The organism is Luteibacter sp. (assembly GCF_036499525.1).
Classification (GTDB): domain Bacteria; phylum Pseudomonadota; class Gammaproteobacteria; order Xanthomonadales; family Rhodanobacteraceae; genus Luteibacter.
In genome coordinates this window covers 14,769-35,342 of record NZ_DASYDO010000023.1, presented here as the reverse complement: position 1 = coordinate 35,342, position 20,574 = coordinate 14,769, and the positions used below count along the sequence as shown (strand labels likewise).

At 65.8% G+C, this 20,574-nt stretch carries 13 protein-coding genes; 9 read left to right on the top strand and 4 right to left on the bottom strand.

The window, feature by feature from the left end; translation table 11 throughout:
* Positions 1–121: 121 nt before the first annotated feature.
* The 7 genes from rsfS to VGM71_RS04750 all read left to right on the top strand — a co-directional run bounded on the left by rsfS (position 122) and on the right by VGM71_RS04750 (position 16,421).
* On the top strand, positions 122–508 hold the full coding sequence (gene rsfS, locus VGM71_RS04780; protein WP_331542678.1) for a ribosome silencing factor: 387 nt from the start codon (positions 122–124) through the stop codon (positions 506–508).
* Between the two features lie 7 nt (positions 509–515).
* On the top strand, positions 516–986 hold the full coding sequence (gene rlmH, locus VGM71_RS04775) for a 23S rRNA (pseudouridine(1915)-N(3))-methyltransferase RlmH (RefSeq protein ID WP_331542677.1): 471 nt from the start codon (positions 516–518) through the stop codon (positions 984–986).
* Between the two features lie 10 nt (positions 987–996).
* The gene (locus VGM71_RS04770; protein ID WP_331542676.1) at positions 997–1,554 is read left to right on the top strand and encodes a Maf family protein; all 558 of its coding nucleotides are present in this window, start codon (positions 997–999) and stop codon (positions 1,552–1,554) included.
* A gap of 55 nt (positions 1,555–1,609) precedes the next feature.
* Entirely contained in the window at positions 1,610–3,097 is a 1,488-nt protein-coding gene (gene rng, locus VGM71_RS04765) for a ribonuclease G (RefSeq protein WP_331542675.1), read from the top strand.
* 33 nt (positions 3,098–3,130) lie between these two features.
* Entirely contained in the window at positions 3,131–7,003 is a 3,873-nt protein-coding gene (locus VGM71_RS04760) for a YhdP family protein (RefSeq protein ID WP_331542674.1), read from the top strand.
* Positions 7,004–7,239: 236 nt separating this feature from the next.
* Entirely contained in the window at positions 7,240–8,679 is a 1,440-nt protein-coding gene (gene tldD, locus VGM71_RS04755; protein ID WP_331542673.1) for a metalloprotease TldD, read from the top strand.
* 827 nt (positions 8,680–9,506) lie between these two features.
* Entirely contained in the window at positions 9,507–16,421 is a 6,915-nt protein-coding gene (locus VGM71_RS04750; protein WP_331542672.1) for a beta-1,3-glucanase family protein, read from the top strand.
* Positions 16,422–16,636: 215 nt separating this feature from the next.
* Here VGM71_RS04750 and yjgA read toward each other — a convergent pair whose 3' ends face one another.
* Both yjgA and VGM71_RS04740 read right to left on the bottom strand, forming a co-directional pair.
* On the bottom strand, positions 16,637–17,176 hold the full coding sequence (gene yjgA, locus VGM71_RS04745; RefSeq protein WP_331542671.1) for a ribosome biogenesis factor YjgA: 540 nt from the start codon (positions 17,174–17,176) through the stop codon (positions 16,637–16,639).
* On the bottom strand, positions 17,173–17,421 hold the full coding sequence (locus VGM71_RS04740) for a DUF1653 domain-containing protein (RefSeq protein ID WP_331542670.1): 249 nt from the start codon (positions 17,419–17,421) through the stop codon (positions 17,173–17,175). The genes yjgA and VGM71_RS04740 overlap by 4 nt, the downstream gene beginning before the upstream one ends.
* A gap of 121 nt (positions 17,422–17,542) precedes the next feature.
* Here VGM71_RS04740 and pmbA point away from each other — a divergent pair, with 121 nt between their 5' ends.
* Together pmbA and VGM71_RS04730 are read left to right on the top strand one after the other, a co-directional pair.
* Positions 17,543–18,892: a metalloprotease PmbA gene (pmbA, locus tag VGM71_RS04735; RefSeq protein ID WP_331542669.1), complete on the top strand. Its 1,350-nt coding sequence runs from the start codon at positions 17,543–17,545 to the stop codon at positions 18,890–18,892.
* Positions 18,893–18,970: 78 nt separating this feature from the next.
* On the top strand, positions 18,971–19,375 hold the full coding sequence (locus VGM71_RS04730; protein WP_331542668.1) for a DUF4870 domain-containing protein: 405 nt from the start codon (positions 18,971–18,973) through the stop codon (positions 19,373–19,375).
* Positions 19,376–19,429: 54 nt separating this feature from the next.
* Here VGM71_RS04730 and ispA read toward each other — a convergent pair whose 3' ends face one another.
* Both ispA and VGM71_RS04720 read right to left on the bottom strand, forming a co-directional pair.
* A complete protein-coding gene (gene ispA, locus VGM71_RS04725; protein WP_331542667.1) occupies positions 19,430–20,332 on the bottom strand; it encodes a (2E,6E)-farnesyl diphosphate synthase in 903 nt (300 codons plus the stop codon).
* Positions 20,313–20,573: an exodeoxyribonuclease VII small subunit gene (locus tag VGM71_RS04720; protein ID WP_331542666.1), complete on the bottom strand. Its 261-nt coding sequence runs from the start codon at positions 20,571–20,573 to the stop codon at positions 20,313–20,315. Before VGM71_RS04720 ends, ispA begins: the two co-directional genes overlap by 20 nt.
* Position 20,574 lies beyond the last annotated feature (1 nt).

The following is a 20,574-nucleotide window of genomic DNA, read 5'->3' as shown; positions in this document are numbered from 1 at the left end:
GCCAGGGCATTCATTACCTGCCAGGGCATTCATTACCTGCCAGGGCATTTGACGCGCCCGGAGCGCTCGGGCGTTATACTGCGGCCAACCCCGGCATCCTGCCGAACGAGGTTTCCGCATCTTGAGTTCGACCGCATCCCGCAAGGCAAAATCCGCCGCCAGCAACGAGCATCTGCGCCTGCGCGTGGTGGCCGCCCTCGAAGACCTCAAGGCCAAGGACGTTCGCGAAATCGATGTCCGCGGCAAAACCTCCATCGCGGACATCCTTTTCATCGCTTCGGGCACCTCGGCCCGTCACGTGAAGTCCATCGCCGACGAAGTCATCAAGTTCGCTAAAGAAGCGGGCGTGATGCCGCTTGGCGTCGAAGGACAGACGGAAGCCGAGTGGGTGCTGGTCGACCTGGGCGACATCATCGTGCACGTGATGATGCCGCGCATTCGCGAGTTCTACGGCCTGGAACGGCTTTGGACCGTGGGCGACGACGGCGCCGCAGCCGCGAACGACTGAGCCTGCCGTGCGGGCCCGCCTCATCGCCGTCGGCGAACGCATGCCGGCCTGGGTGGCTGAAGGTTTCGCTGAATACCGCAAGCGTCTCTCCCACGAACTCCCTCTCGAACTGGTCGAGATCAAGCCCGGCACGCGCGGCAAGGGCCGCGACGACGCGAAGGCGATCCTCGATGAAGGCGCGGCGATCCTGGCCGCGCTGCCACGCGACGTCCACGTCGTGGCGCTGGACGGTCGCGGCAAAGCGTGGTCCAGCGAGGATCTGGGCCAGCAGCTGGAGCAATGGCGGATGGGTGGCCGCGATATCGCGTTCCTCATCGGCGGTCCCGATGGGCATGCGTCCGACGTCCTCGCCCGTGCCGACCAGCGCTGGTCGCTGGGACCGTTGACGCTGCCGCACATGCTGGTCCGTCTCGTGCTGGCCGAGCAACTCTACCGCGCCACGACCCTCGTGGCTGGGCACCCCTACCACCGCGCCTGAAGGAAAAGCCGTGCTGTACCTGGCCTCGCAATCGCCGCGCCGTCGCGAACTCCTCGACCGGCTCGGCGAGCCCCACCGCACGCTGGACATCGACGTGGAAGAAGCCAGGGAACCCGGTGAGGCGCCGGATGCCTATGTCATCCGCGTGGCCCTGGACAAGGCACGCGCCGGCTTCGCCCTCGTGAAAGGCGAGGAGGGTGCCCGCGTGCTTGGCGCCGATACCGAGGTGGTGCTGGGCGACGAGGTCTTCGGCAAACCCCGTGACGCCGCCGATGCGGCCGCCATGCTGCGCCGCCTTGCCGGCCGCGAACATCGGGTCGTTTCCGCCGTGTGGCTGGTACGGGCCGGCAGCGAGCAATGCGCGGTGTCGGTTTCCACCGTACGGTTCGCCGCGCTTTCCGATGACGATATCGCCGCCTACGCCGCCTCCGGCGAGTGTATGGGCAAGGCCGGTGCCTATGGCATCCAGGGCCGCGCGGGCGCCTTCGTGGAACACCTTTCCGGCAGCTATTCAGGCGTGATGGGGCTGCCCTTGTTCGAAACCTCCCGTCTGCTTCGCGGTCAGTGACAGGTCGTCGATGCGCGGGCTATAAAGCATGACGACCTAAGGAAAAGGCAGCGCGGTGAGCGAGGAAATCCTGATTAATGTCACGCCGCGTGAGACGCGCGTGGCCATCGTCGAGAACGGCATGCTCCAGGAAGTCCACGTGGAGCGCGCACAGAAGCGTGGCTACGTGGGCAACGTCTACAAGGGCCGCGTGCAGCGGGTGATGCCCGGCATGCAGGCCGTGTTCGTGGAGATCGGGCTGGAGCGCGCCGCGTTCCTGCACGCCTCCGACATCGTTCGCCCGTCGCTGCCGCCTACCGATACCCCCGTCGAGGGGAAGAGCAATGGCCATGGCCCGGTACCGCCGATTTCCGAACTGGTGCACGAAGGCCAGGAAATCGTCGTGCAGGTGGTGAAAGACCCGATTGGAAGCAAGGGGGCGCGCCTTTCCACGCACCTGTCGATTCCATCGCGCTACCTCGTGCTCCTGCCGCATTCGCGTACGCTGGGCGTGTCGGTGCGCATCGAGGACGAGGCCGAGCGCCAGCGCCTTAAGGACATCATCCATCCGCTGATCGGCGAGAACCACCTCGGCTACATCGTTCGCACCAATGCGGAAGGCCAGTCGGAAGAATCCCTGGCCTTCGACGTCACCTACCTGAGCAAGGTATGGCGCGTGGTGCAAGAGAACATCCAGAAGGCGAAACTGGGAGAGCGCGTTTACGAAGAACTGTCGCTGCCGTTGCGTTCGCTTCGCGATTCGCTCAACGACGGCATCGAGAAGGTTCGCGTGGACTCGCGCGAAACCTACGAGAAAACCGTGAAGTTCGTGCACAAGTTCATGCCGGTGCTGTCCGACCGCATCGAGCATTATGCAGGCGAGCGGCCCATCTTCGACCTCTACGGCGTGGAAGACGAGATCCAGCGTGCGTTGCGCAAGGAGGTGCCGTTGAAGTCGGGCGGTTACCTCATCGTCGACCAGACCGAGGCGATGACCACCATCGACGTCAACACCGGCGGGTACCTCGGCAGCCGCAATCTCGAGGAAACCGTGTACCGCACCAACCTCGAGGCCGCGCAGGCGGCATCGCGCCAGTTGCGCCTGCGCAACCTCGGCGGAATCATCATCATCGACTTCATCGACATGATCGACGACGAGCACAAGCGCCAGGTGCTGCGCATGCTCGAGAAGGGGCTGTCGAAGGACCACGCGAAGACCACGGTGTATCCGATGTCGGCGCTGGGCCTCGTGGAAATGACCCGCAAACGCACCACCGAAAGCCTGGAACGCCAGCTTTGCGAGCCCTGTCCCGCGTGCGGCGGACGCGGCACGCTGAAGACCGCCGAAACGGTGATCTACGAAATCTTCCGCGAGATCACCCGTGCGGTGCGCCAGTTCAATGCACAGAAACTGTTGGTGATGGCCAGCCCCAAGGTGGTGGGGCGGATCCTCGAGGAGGAGTCGGCAGCGGTGGCCGAGCTCGAGGAATTCATCGCCAAGAGCATCCGTTTCCAGGCGGAAGAACATTATTCGCAGGAACAGTTCGATGTCGTCCTTCTCTAGCGTGCCTGCCTTGCTTTCCCGGGCCGGCTGGCGGTGAACTCGAACTGGCGCCATCGCGCACGACGCCTGAGATTCGTCGTGTTGGGGCTGGTCGGAAGCCTGCTCGTCGCGCTGGCGATCGTGATGGCGCTCGGCCAGCTCCTGCTTCCGTTGGCGGCGCATTATCCGGAGCGCGTGGCGGCCTTGCTCAGCGAGCAGTTGCACCGGCCCGTGCGCTTCGCGTCGCTGGAAGGCTTCTGGCGGCCGGCTGGGCCGCTCTTCGTGATGCGCGACGTCACCATCGCGCCGAGCGAGGGCGGCGCGCCGCTGAACCTGCCGCAGGCGGCGGTGAAGCTCGATTTCGGCGCCTTCGTGCTGCCGTCGCGACATCTCATCAACCTGCGCCTGCAAGGCCTGCGCCTCGGGCTGCGCCGTGCCGTCGACGGGCGCTGGAGCATCGACGGGTTCGCCACGGGCAGTGGCACGCAGAAAGTGTCGCTGGGCAACCTGTCCGCCGACCTCTGGCTCGGCAACCTGCGCCTCGACATCGCCGACGAAACCACGCAGCGGCATTACGGCCTGATCGCCGACCAGTTGCAGATCAGCCTGCGCGGCCACGCCATCCGCTTCGGCGGCAGCCTGCGTCGCGAGAACACCGCCGGCGTTCTTACGGCGGCCGGGCGCTTCGCCGAGGACGGTTCCAGCGGGCGCATCTATGTGAAGGGGGCCGACGTCGATTTCGCCGCCCTTACTGGCGATTTCGACAGCGACGGTTATTCGCTGGCGGGCGGCAAGGGCAGTTTCGAAAGCTGGCTGGACTGGCGCAACGCGCACGTGGTGCGCGCCACCTGGCGCGTCGACCTGGACAACCTTGCCGTCCGCGGTCCGGCGCGCACGGTACGCACGGCCGGGCTGCACGGCATCATCGACCTGCATCGCACAGGCAAAGGGGAACGGATCGACTGGGCGGGACGCGATGGCAGCGACCTGGCCCTGGTACTGCGCCGAACGGGCGACAAGACCGAAGGCACGGTGGTCGCGCGCAAGCTGGACCTTGCCCCGTTGCTGCCGTGGGCCGGCGTGCTGCCACAGGTGTCGCCGTCGCTGGCGCGCTGGCTGGGCGAAGGCCATCCGCATGGCCGCCTGGACCATCTGCGCGCCGAATGGAACTCGACATCGGGCATGACTTTCGCCCATGCGGCGTTTTCCGGGCTTGGTATCGACGCCAGCGGCAGCCTGCCCGGTGTGTCTTCACTGAAGGGCGAAGTTTTCGGCGACGGCGAAGCACTGGCGCTGAGCCTGCCCGCGCAGCCCACCACGATCGATGCCACCGGTGTATTCCGGAAGCCCTTCGCGATGTCGTCGCTTGGCGGCGACGTGGCGGTATACAAAGACGACGGCGATTGGCATATCGGCGTGGACCCGCTCGATTTCCGCGGTGAAGGCTACGGCGGTCAGGCGCGCGGCGAAGTGGTGCTGCCGGCGGCAGATACCGGGCCCTTCGTGGACATGTACGTGGCGCTCGGCGAAGGCGACGTGCCCGCGGCGAAATTGTTCTGGCCTATCCATTCGATGTCCGAGACCGCACAGAACTGGCTCAATCGCGGCCTCGTCGCCGGACGTATCGTCGGTGGTTCCGCGTTGATCCGCGGCAACCTCCACGAGTTCCCCTTCCGGAACCAGGAAGGCCGCTTCGAGGCCCGCGCGGTCATCGAAGACCTGGTGCTCGACTACGGCATCGGCTGGCCGCGGGCGGAAGGCGTCTCTGTGGTGGCGAACTTCATCGGCAATGGCATGTACGTGGAAGCCAGCGCCGGGCATTCCCTGGGCAATGCCGTGAGCACCGCATCGGCGGCCATTCCCGATTTCGCCGACGGCATCCTCGACCTCAAAGTGAGTGGCGCCGGCACCGGCAGCAGTTACCTCGACTTCATCAAGAACAGCCCCGTCGCCAGCCGCAGCCGCGAGGCGCTCGACAAAATGAAGCTAGGCGGCACCGGCGAGTTCGGCTTCAACCTGCTCATGCCGCTGAAGAGTACGAAGGATTTCACGCTGCAGGGCAAGGCAACCATCAAGGACGCCGATCTCGTCGCCGACGCATGGAAGCTGCGCCTGGACAAGATCACCGGGCCGATGAGTTTCGACGGTGCCGGCTTCAGCGCGAAGGGACTGAAAACATCGTTCCACGGCCAGCCGGCCCGGCTGGACCTCGCGATTGCCGGCGCCACCGGCGATCCCGCGAAAATCGTGGATGCCTCGGTCAGCGGCGCGTTCACCGTAGGCGAGATGGTCGGCGATTTCGAGAACCTGAAGTGGTTGGCGGACATTGCCAAAGGCCGCGGGCTGTTCCGCGTCAGCTTCGACCTGCGCAAGACAGGGCAGGGCGATGCCACCGCGCAGACGTTGCGCGTGGATTCGGATCTGAACGGCGTGGAGCTGGCCATGCCCACGCCGGTGAAGAAACCCGCGACGGTGTCCACACCGCTTTCGGTGAGCGTCGGCTTGCCCGTCGACGGCGCGCGTCTGGATATCGCCCTTGGCGACATCGTGCGCGGAAGGCTGCGCCTGCCGACGGACAGCGAACCGCTCGCTGCCGCGTTCAACCTCGGCAGTACGGCGCCGACGACGATGCCCGCGCGTGGCTACCTGATCGGTGGACACGCGGCGAAGCTGGACGCATCCGGCTGGGCGCAGTACGTCGTCGGTCTCTCCACCGGGGGATCCGGACCGGGGCTTTCAGCACTGGACGTGACGACCGACGACGCGGAGGTATTCGGGCAGCATTTCGCGAACATGCACCTGGTCGTGAAGCCAGGCCCGCAGGAGCTTTCATTGCGCATGGATAGCGACGGCATGGCTGGACAGATGACCGTGCCGAACGAAGAGCTTCGCCGTCGTGGCATCACCGCGCGGATGGACCGCCTCTGGTGGCCGGCGGCGGACGATGCCGCCACCGCCGCGAAGAAGGGCAAGACCGCCGCCGGTGCCGCGGCGACGACCGCGGCCACGGTGGCGAAGGCGGAAGAAGCCCGGTCCAACGCTGCGGCGGCGGCGAAAACGCCCGATGCGAATGAAGTGGGCGTCGCGCCTTCCAGCCTGCCGCCATTGCACCTTCAGGTGAGCGACATGCGCCTGGGCCACGCGCGCCTTGGCGAAGCCCGCCTCGAAACCTGGCCCACCGACGAAGGCATGCACATCGACCAGCTGCGCGCGCAGTCGAAGAACGTGCAGATCACGGCTTCCGGTAACTGGAACGGCGACGAGAAGCGCAGCCGCACGCACCTGACCATGGACTTTGCATCGGAGGACGTGGCGCGCATGTTCGACGCCCTCGGCTTTGCCGGCATCCTCCAGGGGGGGCGCACCTCGGCGCGCCTGGACGCCACGTGGCCCGGCGGTCCGTCCGCGCTTGCGCTGGCTAATATGGACGGCACGCTCAAGGTCGACGTTGCCCATGGCCGCATCCTGGAAGTGCAGCCCGGCGTCGGCCGCCTGTTCGGCCTCATCTCCGTGACGGAACTGCCGCGCCGCCTGTCGCTGGATTTCGGCGACGTGCTGGGTAAGGGTTTCGGCTTTGATTCCATTACGGGCGATTTCCATTTTGCCGACAGCAACGCCACCACGCAGAACCTCAAGATCCGCGCGCCGGCCGCGGAAATCACGATCACCGGTCGCGCTGGCCTCAAGGCGCGCGATTACGATCAGGAAGTACTGATCGTTCCGCACGTCGGCAACAGTCTCCCCATCGTGGGCGCGTTGGCCGGCGGCCCGGTAGGCGCGGCCGCGGGCTTCGCGGTGCAGGGCATCCTCGGCCGAGGCCTGAACCAGGCAGCCCGCAAGCGCTACCACGTGACCGGCACCTGGGACAAACCCATCTTCACCCCCATCGACAAGGGGCAACCCTCCACCCCGCCCGCCAAAAACTGACGGGAGCGGTGTAGGAGCGCGCCTTGCGCGCGACATCTTTTGAGGCTGTGCCCAAGAGCTGGCGCGCCAACTTCATGCCTGAGGCGAAAAGCTGTCGTACCCGACGCGGGCATAAACGCGCAGGGCGCGCTCCTGCAGCTTGGGCTCCAGCCAAGGCGTTGTCCCGCCGCAGGGTTTAAGCTAGGTAGTCCCGGCCCCAGATAGGGGACTTCATCGCTACTCCAACCGGCAGGCCCATGGATTCCCTGATCTCCCTCGCAGAACGCCGCCTCCTTACCCCCGGTGGCCTCGCCGCCAACGACCTGGACCGTGTGTTCTCCCAGTTGATGGGGCCCTCCATCGACGCGGCGGACCTCTATTTCCAGCATTCGCGCAGCGAGTCCTGGGTGCTGGAGGAGGGCATCGTGAAGGACGGCAGCCACTCGATCGAGCAGGGCGTCGGTGTACGCGCCATATCAGGCGAGAAGACCGGCTTCTCTTATTCGGACGAGATCGTGCTGCCGCAACTGCTCGAGGCGTCGCGCGCGGCGCGGGCGATCGCGCAGGGCGGGGCGGGCGCGGGCAAGCCGCTGGCGATCGCCACCGGACGCGGCCTGTATCCGGCCATCGATCCGGTAGAGAGCCTGCCGAACGAAGACAAGATCGCTCTGCTGCGCGAAGTGGATGCGTATGCGCGCTCGCGCGACCCGCGCGTGAAGCAGGTCGTGGTGAGCCTCGCCGCAACGATGGACACGATCCTCGTCGCGGGCTCCGACGGCACGCTGGCCGCCGATGTCCGCCCGCTCGTGCGCCTCAACGTACAGGTGATCGTCGAACAGAACAGCCGCCGCGAACAGGGCCACGCTGGCGGTGGCGGCCGCTACGGTTATCGCGAACTGATCGACAACGGCCGCGCGCAGGCGTTCGCCGCGGAAGCCGTGCGCCAGGCGCTGGTGAACCTGGATGCGGTGGATGCGCCGGCGGGCAGCATGAGCGTCGTGCTCGGTCCCGGCTGGCCCGGCATCCTCTTGCACGAGGCGATCGGTCACGGCCTGGAAGGCGACTTCAACCGCAAGGGCAGCTCCGCGTTCGCGGGACGCATAGGTCAGCGCGTGGCGGCCGAAGGCGTCACCGTGGTCGACGACGGCACGTTGCCGGGTCGCCGCGGCTCGCTGAGCATCGATGACGAGGGCACGCCGACCGAGTGCACGACGCTGATCGAGAACGGCATCCTCAAGGGCTACATGCAGGACAAGCTCAACGCGCGCCTGATGGGCGTGAAGTCCACGGGCAACGGCCGCCGCGAATCCTTCGCGCAATTGCCGATGCCGCGCATGACGAACACGTACATGCTCGCGGGCGATCGCGAGCCGGAAGAAATCGTTCGCTCGGTCAAGCGCGGTCTTTACGCGGTGAACTTCGGCGGCGGCCAGGTCGACATCACGAACGGCAAGTTCGTGTTCTCGGCCAGCGAGGCTTACCTGATCGAGGACGGCAAGATCACGCGTCCGGTGAAGGGCGCCACGCTGGTCGGCTCCGGACCGGACGTATTGACCCGGGTTTCCATGATTGGCAATGACCTCGCCCTCGACGAAGGCGTAGGCGTCTGCGGCAAGGACGGCCAGAGCGTTCCCGTAGGGGTGGGCCAGCCCACCCTGCGTGTCGACGGCATGACGGTAGGCGGCACCGCCGCCTGACGATCGTCGCCTGCCGCGCCTGAGGAGGAGCCGCTACGCGGCTCAGTGTCTTATGGCTTGCGCCATCGATCGCTTCCGAACGTGCGCGTGACGACACCGTCGCCCCGTAGGAGCGCGCCCTGCGCGCGACAGCTTTTCGCGAGCAAGCTACAGGACCTGCAGCCTGCAGCCTGCAGCCTGCGGCTCGTCGCGAAAGGCTGTCGCGCGCAGGGCGCGCTCCTACAAGGGCGGTGGATACCGTTGCGCGCGGCACGCGAGATAACGAGCCACTAGCTGCCAGGCCACGCGGCAAGCGCCGATGCGATGCCAAAGGCGAGCCCGCCCTACGAAGCGAAATGCAAAAAGCGATTCGTCGATGTTTCCCACTCGACAACACTTCGCGAGCCGCCATGATTTTGACGGGTGACGTGGAATGCGCGTTTAAACTGCAGCATCGTAGTAGCGCTTTCCTCGCCCTTGGGCGTCTTGTCAAAACCTATCCATTCGCGTCTGTTCCACGTCAAACCGGACGCACATCACGGAACGCGAACGTGCCGTGAAAATTTCCGGGTCAGGCACCCTGATTGGTATTGTGAGTGTCATCCCGCAGGCGGATGATCCGCAGCGACGGCGTATGGACGGCTAAACCCGGAAGGCCTGCAGGGGCTCGCAAAGACCGGCACCAGGGTGAACAGTCCACTCATCGCGTAACGACGGAAAGCCGGCGCTTCATGCGCCGGCTGCGCGTTCGTGCGCGCTGGGAATCCGTGCCGTCTCACAACGTGGCCCAGACAGGGGACCCAAATCCAATGAAGCGACATCCCGCATCACCACGGAGTACGCCCAGGTTGGCCAGGCTATCCAGCCTGCTCGCCCTCGCGTTCCTCGGCGTGACCGCGACGGCCCAGGCCGCCTCGGTCCCGCAGTCGGATCGCCAGGACATCAATCTTGGCGCGCAACCGTGGAAATACACCAAGCAGTCCATCGTCAATCCAAACGACCCGGTGATCTACGCGTCGATGCCCAACGGCGATGAAGGCGCGGCTGTCAATTTCAACGACAGCGGCTGGCTCACCGTCGGCCTGCCGCATGCGGCCAACGACTTCACCACCTTCATCAACCAGGAGTCCGGTGGTGGTCAGGGTAGCCTCGACGGCGAGACCAGTTGGTATCGCACGAAGCTTGCCGATTCCGCGTCATACCGCGGCAAGAAGGTGATGGTGGAGTTCGAAGGCGCGCACACGGGCGACCGCGTATACGTCAACGGCACCTTCATTCCCGGCACCGGCGTGCTTAATCAACCCGGCCAGCCGGACGCCCAGGCCACCCACGTGATCGGCTTCCTGCCGCACATCGTGGATCTCACCCCATACCTGAAATTCGACGGCACCGACGTGCTTGCCGTGAAGGTGAGCCGCGGTGGTGGCGGGTTCTTCGAGGATCCGGGTTTCTCGGGCTCGTTCCGCTTCGGCCAGGCCGAGTCGGGCATCTTCCGTCCGGTGAAGCTGCACGTGACCAACCTCGTGCATATCCCGGAGAACGTGTACGCCGGCCAGAACACGTGGGGTACTTACGTCGGTACGCAGTCGATCAGCGCCGATCACACGAAGGCAACGGTCCGTGTCCAGACCAACGTGGTCAACGAGACGGATGCGCCGCAGACGGTGCGGCTGACCACGCAGGTCGTGGCCGCCGACGGCACCGTCGTCGCCAGCGACCAGCGCACGGGCACGCTCGCGCCGCACGTGATTCCGGAGGACCAGGCTCCCGTGTTCGACGAGACGTTGACGGTGAACAACCCGACGCTCTGGTATCCGAACAACAGCCTGGACGGCAAGCCGTACCTGTACAAGGTGATCCATACCGTCGACATCGACGGCAGCGTGGTGGACGCGAAGGAGAGCACGCTCGGCATCCGCACGATCACCTGGGATAAGGACTTCCCGTACGTCAACGGCAAGAAACAGTACATGTGGGGCGGTTCGGGCCGCTACGACTACCCCGGTCTGGGTTCGTCCGTGCCCGAGGAACAGCAGTGGCGCGACCTGAAGCAGATGGCCTCCTACGGCGGCAACCTGTGGCGGCCGGGACACTCGCCCTCCAGCCCGGAATTCGTGGAGGCGGCCGACGCGCTTGGCGTGTTCATCGTGCAGCCCAGCGGCGACGGCGAGAACGGCTTCGCGAATGCCTGTACGGCAGGCGACCAGGCTTGCGCGGACATGTGGACGATCAAGCGTGAAGTCCATCGCGACATCGTGATCCGCGACCGCAGCCACCCGTCCATCCTGGCCTGGGAGCACGATAACGGTGCGATGAATACCGCTTTCGCGCAGGAACTGCGTGCCATGGCCCGCAGCTGGGACAGCATCGCTCCCCGCGCGGCAGCCGATCGCACGCCAAATGCCGCCAACGGCGACATCCTGAGTTGCTCCAAAGCCGGTTGCGAAACCTACCTGCACTCCACCGAGTATCCGAACAAGCCCGCCTGGGGCGCGGAATACTGGGGTCCGGGCGGGACGCGCGAAGCGTATGACTACGAGTTGGCCTTCGCGCTCAACTACCTCGTTCCGTACTCGCAGGCCCGGAAAGTCGGTACCTTCGGCATGGCGCAGTGGTACTTCGCGGACACCCCGGGTGAAACCATCGAATTGGTGGACGGCCTGGAAGACGCGACGCACTGGACGTACCAGCGCAATGCGGACGGCAGCATCGCGACGCACCCGGACGGCACGCCGATCAAGGGCTTCCGTCACAACGCCCGTGGCAACAACGCCTCGATGACCGATGCGAACCGCTTCCCGCGCATGCTGGCCTACATCTACGAATCAGTGTGGGTGCCTTACGACCTGCGTCCCGTAGTGAAGCTGGCGAATACCTGGAATCGCGGCGGCAGCGCCGGCGACATCCAGGTGAACGCGTTCAGCAACTGCCCGAAGGTGCGCCTGCTGGTCAACGGCGTGCAGCAGGGTACCGACCAGGTACCGAATCCCTGGGACACGATCGACGAGGCGTCCTACAACCTCGAGAACGGCCCCACGGACGAGCTGACCGGCAAGATCGTGGGCGCCGACAACGCGCAGAAGACCACGAAGCTGCCGGGCCAGGTCCATTGGAACGTGATGTGGCAGTCGGGAAAGGCGGTGGCGCAGTGCCTCGACAACCTGGGCAACGTGCGTACCGATGCCAACGGCAAGGACGTGGACGACACACTGGCCACGGCCGGTCCCGCGCACCACATCGAACTCGAGGTGTTGAACACGGCCGATCCGATCGTCAAGCCGGACGGCACGCGTTTCCAGATCGCAGCGAACGGCTCGGATGCCGCCTTCATCGTGGCCAGGGTCGTCGACGCCAATGGCGTGCTCGTACCGGACGCCAAGCAGAAGGTTGACTTCGAAGTCGACAGCGGCGCCTCGCTGGTCAGCTTCAACGGCGGCACGCAGCAGTATGTCGATTACAGCGACGGCGAAACGCCGGACCAGAACGGCGGCATCGCGGAACCGCATCACTATTACCATTCGCCGGGCTCGCACGAGCTTCAGTTCGAGGGCGGTCTGCAGAAGATTGCGCTGCGCACGAAGTTCACGACCGGCACGGTGACGGTGAGCGCGTCTGCTCCGGGTCTGCTCACGGGACATACCTCGTTCACGATCTCGGCCGTGCCGCAGGCGCCCACGCCTTCCGGTCCGCCGTCGGTCGTCGCGGATCCGAACGACGACAGCGTCACCGTCGGCGACGCCGGCCACTTCTCGGTGACCGCGTCCGGCGCACCGCCGCTCAGCTTCACGTGGAAGAAGAACGGCGTCGAAATCCCGGGTGCCACCGGTGCGAGCTACACCACGCCGGCTACCAGCCTCGGCGACGACGGTGCGAAATACAGCGCGGTCGTCCATGGCGATGGTCCCGACCGGGAGTCGAACCCGGGTGTGCTGCACGTCTTCCCGTTCAAGGAAATCGCGATCTCGGCCCAGCCCGTCGAGCAGAACGTCGACGAAGGCCAGACGGCACATTTCGCCGTGGTCGCCTCCGGTTCGCCGAAGGTGCAGTACAAGTGGATGAAGAACGGCGCGGCCATTCCGAACGCCACGGGTCCGACCTACGACACGCCCATGCTGACCCAGGCCGACAGCGGCGGGAAATACTCGGTATTCATCAGCAATTCCGGCAGCCAGAAGCTCTCGAACGAGGTGCAGCTCACGGTGAATGCGGCGCGTCAGCCCGTCTTCACCGGTGCGTTGGCCGACGTTCGCGCGAACCCCGGCCAGCCGGCGACGTTCGATGTGTCGACGCTGGTGGCCGGCACCTCGCCGTTCCACTACAAGTGGTCGCACGGTGACCAGGCGGTCGGCGACGACCAGCCCACGTTCACCATCCCCTCGGTGCAGCCGGCCGATGCCGGTCCGTACAGTGTCACGGTGACGAACATCACCGGCGATGCGCTGGCCGTGACGGCCACCGCCAGGCTCGCGCTGGCTCCCCCGGGCGCCAACCTTGCCCGGCAGAAGGGCACGCTGTCCTCGCAGGTGGAGAACCCGCAGGGCACTGCCGCGTGGCAGGCCGTGGACGGTGACGAAACCACCCGTTGGGGATCGAAGGTCGGCGACGACATGGCGTTTATCACGGTGGACCTCGGTTCGTCGCGCACCTTCAACCGCGTCGTGCTGAAGTGGGAGAACGCCCATGCCGCCGAGTACAAGATCCAGTACTCGGACAGCCCCGACTCGGGATTCCAGGACGCGTATCACGCCGACACCAGCAATGGCGGTACCGAGGATTTCACCTTCGACCACCCGGTGACGGGCCGTTACGTGCGCATGCAAGGCATCAAGCGTGCGACCGAATACGGCTATTCGCTGTATGAGTTCGAGGTGTACAACTCGGCCGGCTGCTGCGCGGTGACGGATCGCTACACCACCGTGTCCGGTTCGACGCTGGTCACCGACACCCTGAGCGGCCTGCAATGGGATCGTACCCAGCGTGGCTTCACCGACCAGGGCGCGCAGTTCACCCAGTCGAAGGCGATCGCCGAATGCGGGAAGGATGGCATGCGCCTTCCGACCGTCGACGAAGCCCTGGCCATCAGCGGCCAGAACTATTCGACGGCGGCGTTCCCGGGGGCATGGACGACCTGGACCGAAGGCCAGGATCCGACCGATAACCAGTTCGCCTTCCAGGTGAACTCGCTCGGCGTGAAGAGCCGCGAGGTCGCGGAGAACAACCCGGGCCACGTGCTGTGCGTGAAGGGCACGAAGGCGATCGCGCCGGTGATCACCGGCCAGCCCGCCAGCCAGAAGGCCGGCGTCGGCCGTTCCGCGCACTTCACCGTGACGGCGACGGGCGTGGGTCCGCTCAGTTACGACTGGTATGACGTGACCAAGGACACGGACAACGCCGATGTGGAGTCGTTCCTGTCCAGCACCGCGGACAGCACCTATGCCACGCCGGCCCTGGTGGCGGCGAACAACGGTGCGCGCCTGCGCGTGAAGGTAGTCAGCGCCCAAGGCCTTTCGACGACCAGCGGCGACGTCATGCTGGCAGTCGACAACTCCAACGACGGCTTCGAACCCGTCTTCGGCACGGTGCCGGTACAGCAGCCGGGTGGCGGCGACAATGGCGGCGATAACGGAAGCGACAATCCGCCCAGCCCGGGTACGCCGGGTGACGGCAAGGGTGGCGTGAACATCGCCGTCGGTGCCACCGCATCGTCGTCCGTGGACAGCGAACGGGGCGACCTCAGCCCGTCCGCCGCCATCGACGGCAACTTCGACACCCGCTGGGCCTCGGCCACGGGCATCGATCCGGCCGACCTGGTCGTGGATTTCGGCACGCCGAAAACCTTCGACCACGTGATCATGCGTTGGGAAAACGCCTCGTCGGCCGAGTACACCATCGACACGTCGGATGACGGTACGCACTGGAACACCGTGAAGGGCCCCGTCGCGGGCAAGGGCGGCGTGGATACGCAGACCTTCCCGGCACAGACCTCGCGGTATGTGCGCATGAACAGCACGAAGCGGAACACCGGTTACGGCAACTCGATGTTCGAGTTCGAGGTGTACGCGGCGACGGTCTCCCAGACGCAGCAGCAGCCAGTCACCGACAAGCCCGCGGCGTCGCTGCCGCAGGTGCCGCCGCAGCCGGACCAGACCGTGCCCGCAACGGGTAACCTGGCCCTGCACCGCACGGTGCTCGTTTCCGACAGCGAGAATCCGGTGGCATTCAAGCCGGAAAACGCGAACGACGGCGACGCCGGTACGCGCTGGTCCTCGGGCTTCACGGACGACGAGTGGATCCAGGTCGACCTCGGTTCGGTGAAGACGGTCGGCAAGGTGATGTTGTCGTGGGAGAACGCGCATGCGCTCGCCTACCGCATCGAAGTGTCCACCGATGGCAAGACCTGGAACCTTGCGTACGACAACGAGAACAGCCAGGGCGGGGTGGAAACCGTCACCTTCCCGGCGATCTCGGCACAGTACGTGCGGATGAGCGGCATCAAGCGCTCCAGCCCTTACGGCTACTCGCTGTGGGAGATGGGCGTGTATGCGGCGGATGCCAGCGACGGCACGACGCCGCCGGAGAATCCGCAGGCGAACGATCCCGCCCAGGGCTTCGACTACACGACGTATCCGGGCTTCATCGGTACGCAGCTGCGTAATACGACCAACGGCAAGTGGCGCGACGACCAGGTCTTCGTCGCCGTCATCGGCCGGGATCCCAAGACGCAGGTGTTCTCGTGGGTCAAGCCGGACGGCACGGTGACCGCCGCATCGGAAGCGGATAACGATGGCCAGGGTCACCTGACCAAGAACGGCCAGAACTACCCGAACTACTTCTTCACGCTCGCGCAGGCCAAGCTGCTCAAGCTGCCGAAGCTGGATTCGGGCCGGATCTTCGTGTCGGTCGGCGAACCGATGTACATCAAGATCCTGAAGGCCGCCGACGGTGCGATCGGTTTCGCGGGTCCCAACCCGCTCAATGCCACCGACCCGAACATTGGGGTCGCCTACGACTGGTATGAGTTCACCTGGAACGACAACGCCATCTTCATCAACACGACGCAGGTGGACCAGTTCTCGATCCCGCTGTCGCTCGATGTGTATGGTGGTGAGAAGACCAGGCACGAGTCGTCGGGCATCACGCAGACGCGTGCGCAGATCTTCGCCCAGTACAACCAGGAGGTTCCGGCCGAGTTCCAGCTCGCCGAGGCCGATCCGATCCGGATCCTGGCACCGGGCAAGGCCGCGTTCGACGCCGGCAAGCCGCAGGAGCATTACTTCGACGATTACATCGACCAGTCGTGGGCGTACTACCAGAACCACGTGCTGGAGATGACCATCGGCAACAAGCAGTTCGAAGGCACCGTGATCGATGGTGTGCTGACCTTCACCCACGCCAACTGGGCCGATACCCATGAACAGGACGAGCCGGAAGGCATGCTGTTCAAGGTGGACAAGCCCAGCACGCAGGACGTGCTCGAAGGCAAGGGCGCCCTGGCTCGGTCGAACGACCCGTGGGGCGTGGAAGGCCAGCTCGAGGCGCAGATCTGCGCGGCGTTCAACCGCCACGTGGTGGAAGACACGACGCTCTGGAAGGATCCGGGCTCGTTCTACCTGCAGTCGCCGACGAACTACTACTCACGCTTCTGGCACCTGCACGGCGTGAATGGCAAGGCGTACGGTTTCGCGTACGACGATGTTTCCGACCAGAGCTCGACCTTGATCGAGACCCAGCCGGAACATCTCGAACTCGGGATCGGCTGGTAAGCCGGTAACACGGTAAAAAAGAAAGGGCGGTGGAGTAATCCACCGCCCTTTTTCTTTCTCCGGCAGGAGCGCGCGATTCCTGTTCTTTCTCCGCCAGAAGCGCGCGATTCCTGTAGGAGCGCGCCCTGCGCGCGACATGTTTTGAGGCCATGACCCGGAGCTGGCGCGCCGGCCCGGGGACCGGCGCGAAAAGCTGTCGCGCGCAGGGCGCGCTCCTACGACGCCGAGGCGTCGAGCTCTTTCAGGATCCGGTAAATCTCGCGGAACGCATGTGGCGGCTTGCTCCCCTCGCGCTCGGCTTTCGCCTGGCGTACCAGCGAGCGCAGGTGCTGGCGGTCCAGATCGGGATGACGGTCGAAAAGTTCGCCTAGGGCGTCGTCGCCGCCTTCCAGCAGTTTCTCGCGTGCCGCCTCGATGCGGTGCATGTGCGCCGCTTCCTGGCGCTGGCGATCGCGGTCCTCGCCCAGTTCGGCGCGCGCGTCGGCGAAGGCTTCGTCACCGTGCCTGCGCATCTGCTTCGCCAGGAAAGCCAGCTGGCGCTTGCGCGCGATGTGCGCCGTGATCTTCCGCGTGCGGCCGATCTCGTCGACGATGTCCTCGGGCAGGTTCAGCTTGGGAATGCGGCTGGGCGGCAACTCCATGAGCTGCCCCGCGAGTTTGAGGATGTCGAGCGCGTTGCGGCGCTTCTCGGTTCGGCTGGGCCCGAAATCTTCCTCTTCGTTCGCGTCGGGCAGGCGGTCGTCGGAGGGCTTCATGGCGTGGTATCCGTGATGGATTGGAAATCGTCGGCCTCGCGTTCGAACGCGAAGCGGGGAACGGTCTTGCCGTCGCGCTCCACGGATTCGGCGAACATGCTCGCGGGGCGCACCCACAGGCGGCGCTGGTCGTAGAGATCCTGGTAGATGACCAGTTCCTCCATGGTTTCGCTGTGCAGGGCGCTGCCAAGCACGCGATAAGGCATGCCCTTGAAGTGGCGGTAATAGCCGATAGGGACTGTCATTCGGGCTTCCATGGCACTATGCGCAGTGCCCTTGCTTTTGATCGGGCCACGCGGCCCCATCTGATGGGGATTGGCCGCGTACGGCCGGATATTCTAACCGCCCAGACCCCAGGACGCCCACGTGAGCCAAGTTGCGACCCCCGACACCAGCCACCAGGACCTCGATCGCCTCGCCGAACTGGCCGAGGACACGATCCGGCGCGCCCGCGCCGCGGGAGCCAGCCAGGCGGAGGTGTCGGCCAGCATCGACGTGGGCCTGAATGTGAACGTGCGTCTGGGCGAGGTCGAGACGGTGGAGCACACCCGCGACCGCGGCTTCGCCCTCACCGTGTATTTCGGCCAGCGCAAGGGCTCGGCCAGCACCGCCGACCTCAACCCTGATTCCATCCAGGCCACCATCGAGCAGGCCTGCGCTATCGCGCGCTTCACTGAGGAAGACCCTGCTTCCGGCCTGGCCGACGCGGAGCGCATGGCGAGGGACTTCCCCGATCTGGACCTCTGGCACCCCTGGGACCTGGACGTGGACACCGCCATCGCGCTGGGCCGGGACATCGAGGACGGCGGCCGTGCCGTCGCCGGTATCACGAATTCCGACGGGTCGAGCGTCAACGCGGGCCAGAGCCTCTCGGTGTATGCGAATTCCCATGGCTTCCTGGGCCGCGAGCGCGGCACGCGGCATTCGCTGTCGGTGGCGCTGATCGCTGGCGACGACGAGGGCATGCAGCGCGATTACTGGTACGACAGCGCCCGTCGCGCCGGCGACTTCATGGACGCCGCGGAGATCGGCCGCAAGGCCGCGGAGCGCACGCTCTCTCGCCTGGGTTCGCGCCGCCTCGGCACACGCCACGCGCCGGTGCTGTTCGCACCGGAAGTGGCGCGCTCACTCCTCGGCCACCTGCTGGGTGCCGTGAGTGGCGGTTCGCTGTATCGACGTTCCAGCTTCCTCGTCGACCATGCAGGCAAGCAGATCCTGCCGCCATGGTTCCGCATCGACGAGAAGCCGCTGGTGCCGCGCGGTCTTGGTTCGTCCGTATTCGATGCGGAAGGCGTGGTCACGATGGATGCGCCGCTGGTGGTCGACGGCGTCCTCCAGCGTTACATCCTCGGCAGCTACTCCGCGCGCAAGCTGGGCCTGTCTTCCACCGGTAACGCCGGCGGCGTGCACAATCTCTACGTCAAGACCGGCGACGACGACTTCGACGGCATGCTGCGCAAGCTCGGCACGGGCCTGCTGGTCACCGAAGTCATGGGGCAGGGCGTGTCGATCGTCACCGGCGACTATTCGCGCGGCGCCTCGGGCTTTTGGGTGGAGAACGGCCAGATCGCGTATCCGGTGGAGGAAATCACCATCGCGGCGAACCTGCGCGACATGTACGCAAACCTGGTCGCCGTGGGCGCGGACATCGACCATCGCTCGCATATCCTCACCGGCTCCTGGCTGGTCGAGAAGATGACGATCGCCGGCGAGTAACCCCCTGCCAAACGTCGGCTTGACAGGGACCCGGGCGGAACGGAGAGTGGGCATCGACATCGTCCACGGAGTTCTACCATGAGCACGCCGTCCGACCAGATCCCGCCGTCGCCTCCGCCGTCCCCGCCGCCCTACGAGCCCACCGGGCCCGTCGTGACCAACACCGACGACAAGAACATCGCGATGCTGACCCATCTCTCGGGGATCATCTTCAGCATCATCGTGCCGCTCATCGTCTGGCTGGTTCACAAGGACCGCGCCGACAAGACCTACCTCGTCACCGAGGCGAAGGAAGCCCTGAATTTCCAGATCACCGTCCTCATCGGCTACGTGATCTGCTGGGTTCTTGCCTTCGTCATCATCGGCGCGTTCCTCACGCCGCTGCTGTGGCTGTTCAACCTGATTTTCTGCATCGTCGCCGCGGTGAAGGTCAGCTCGAATGGAAGCTATCGCTATCCGTTCGCGTTGCGGCTGATTGCCTGAGGCGGTCGGTTCCTGCTTTGACGAAAAGGCCCGCCAAGCGGGCCTTTTCTTTCTTTAATGACCGCGCCGCGCGGAGTACCGCGCGAGTTCGGCGAGCCACCCGCCGCGCTCGCCGAGCGGCGCGACGGCTTCCAGGGCTTCGTTCACCAGGGTCGCCAGACGGGCGCGCGAGGCGTCCAGGCCAAGGATGGACGGGAACGTAGGTTTGTCGGCGGCTGCGTCCTTGCCGGCGGTCTTGCCGATCACGGCGGACTCGCCTTCGACGTCGAGGATGTCGTCGCGCACCTGGAAGGCGAGGCCGACGGCATGCGCATAGCGGTCCAGCCGGTCGAGCATGCCGCCGTCGCTGCAGCCGGCGGCGAGCGCACCAAGGCGCACTGAAGCGCGGATGAGGGCGCCCGTCTTATAGGCGTGCATCCGTTCCAGCTCGTCCAGCGAGAGCTTCCGGCCCACGCCGGCGAGGTCGAAGGCCTGCCCGCCGGCCATGCCCTCGGCGCCGCAGGCCGCGCCCAGGGCGCGCAGCATGGCGAGTCGCTGCTGCGCATCGTCTTCGCCTGGCGCCGTGGCCAGGATCTCGAAGGCCAGCGCCTGCAAGGCGTCGCCGGCGAGGATCGCCATGGCCTCGCCGAACACGATGTGACAGGTCGGCCTGCCGCGACGCAGGGCGTCGTCGTCCATCGCGGGCAGGTCGTCGTGCACCAGGGAATAGGCGTGGATGATTTCCACCGCGCAGGCCGGTGCGTCGAGTACCGGTCCGTCGCAGCCGAGGGCATGCCCTGCTGCGTAGACGAACAGCGGACGCAGGCGTTTGCCGCCGCCGAGCACGGCATAGCGCATGGCGCGATGCAGGTCCGTGGGTGGCAGATCTTCGCCGGGAAGGACGCGTGCAAGCGCGCCGTCCGCCCGGCCGACCAGCGCCTTGAGCGGCGCTGGCAGGTCAGTCGATGCGGGAGTCAAAGGGTTCGGCGGTATCGGGGGCTTCGGGGTCGAGCAGCAGGCGCACGCGCAATTCCGCCTGCTCCAGTGCCGTCTGGCAATGACGGTAAAGGCCGATACCTCGTTCGAACGACTTCAGCGACTCATCGAGGCTGAGCTCTCCGCCTTCCATACGCGTCACCAGCTGTTCGAGCTCGTCCAGCGAGTGCTCGAATTCGGCGATCGACGGCGCGGACGCGGGGGTAACTGGGGACTTCGGCATG

Excerpts from the sequence above, each read along its gene's own strand:
- VGM71_RS04740 (WP_331542670.1), bottom strand. The coding sequence starts at position 17,421 with ATGACAGTCCCTATCGGCTATTACCGCCACTTCAAGGGCATGCCTTAT.
- VGM71_RS04720 (WP_331542666.1), bottom strand. The coding sequence starts at position 20,573 with ATGCCGAAGTCCCCAGTTACCCCCGCGTCCGCGCCGTCGATCGCCGAA.
- tldD (WP_331542673.1), top strand. The coding sequence starts at position 7,240 with ATGGATTCCCTGATCTCCCTCGCAGAACGCCGCCTCCTTACCCCCGGT.
- yjgA (WP_331542671.1), bottom strand. The coding sequence starts at position 17,176 with ATGAAGCCCTCCGACGACCGCCTGCCCGACGCGAACGAAGAGGAAGAT.
- VGM71_RS04730 (WP_331542668.1), top strand. The coding sequence starts at position 18,971 with ATGAGCACGCCGTCCGACCAGATCCCGCCGTCGCCTCCGCCGTCCCCG.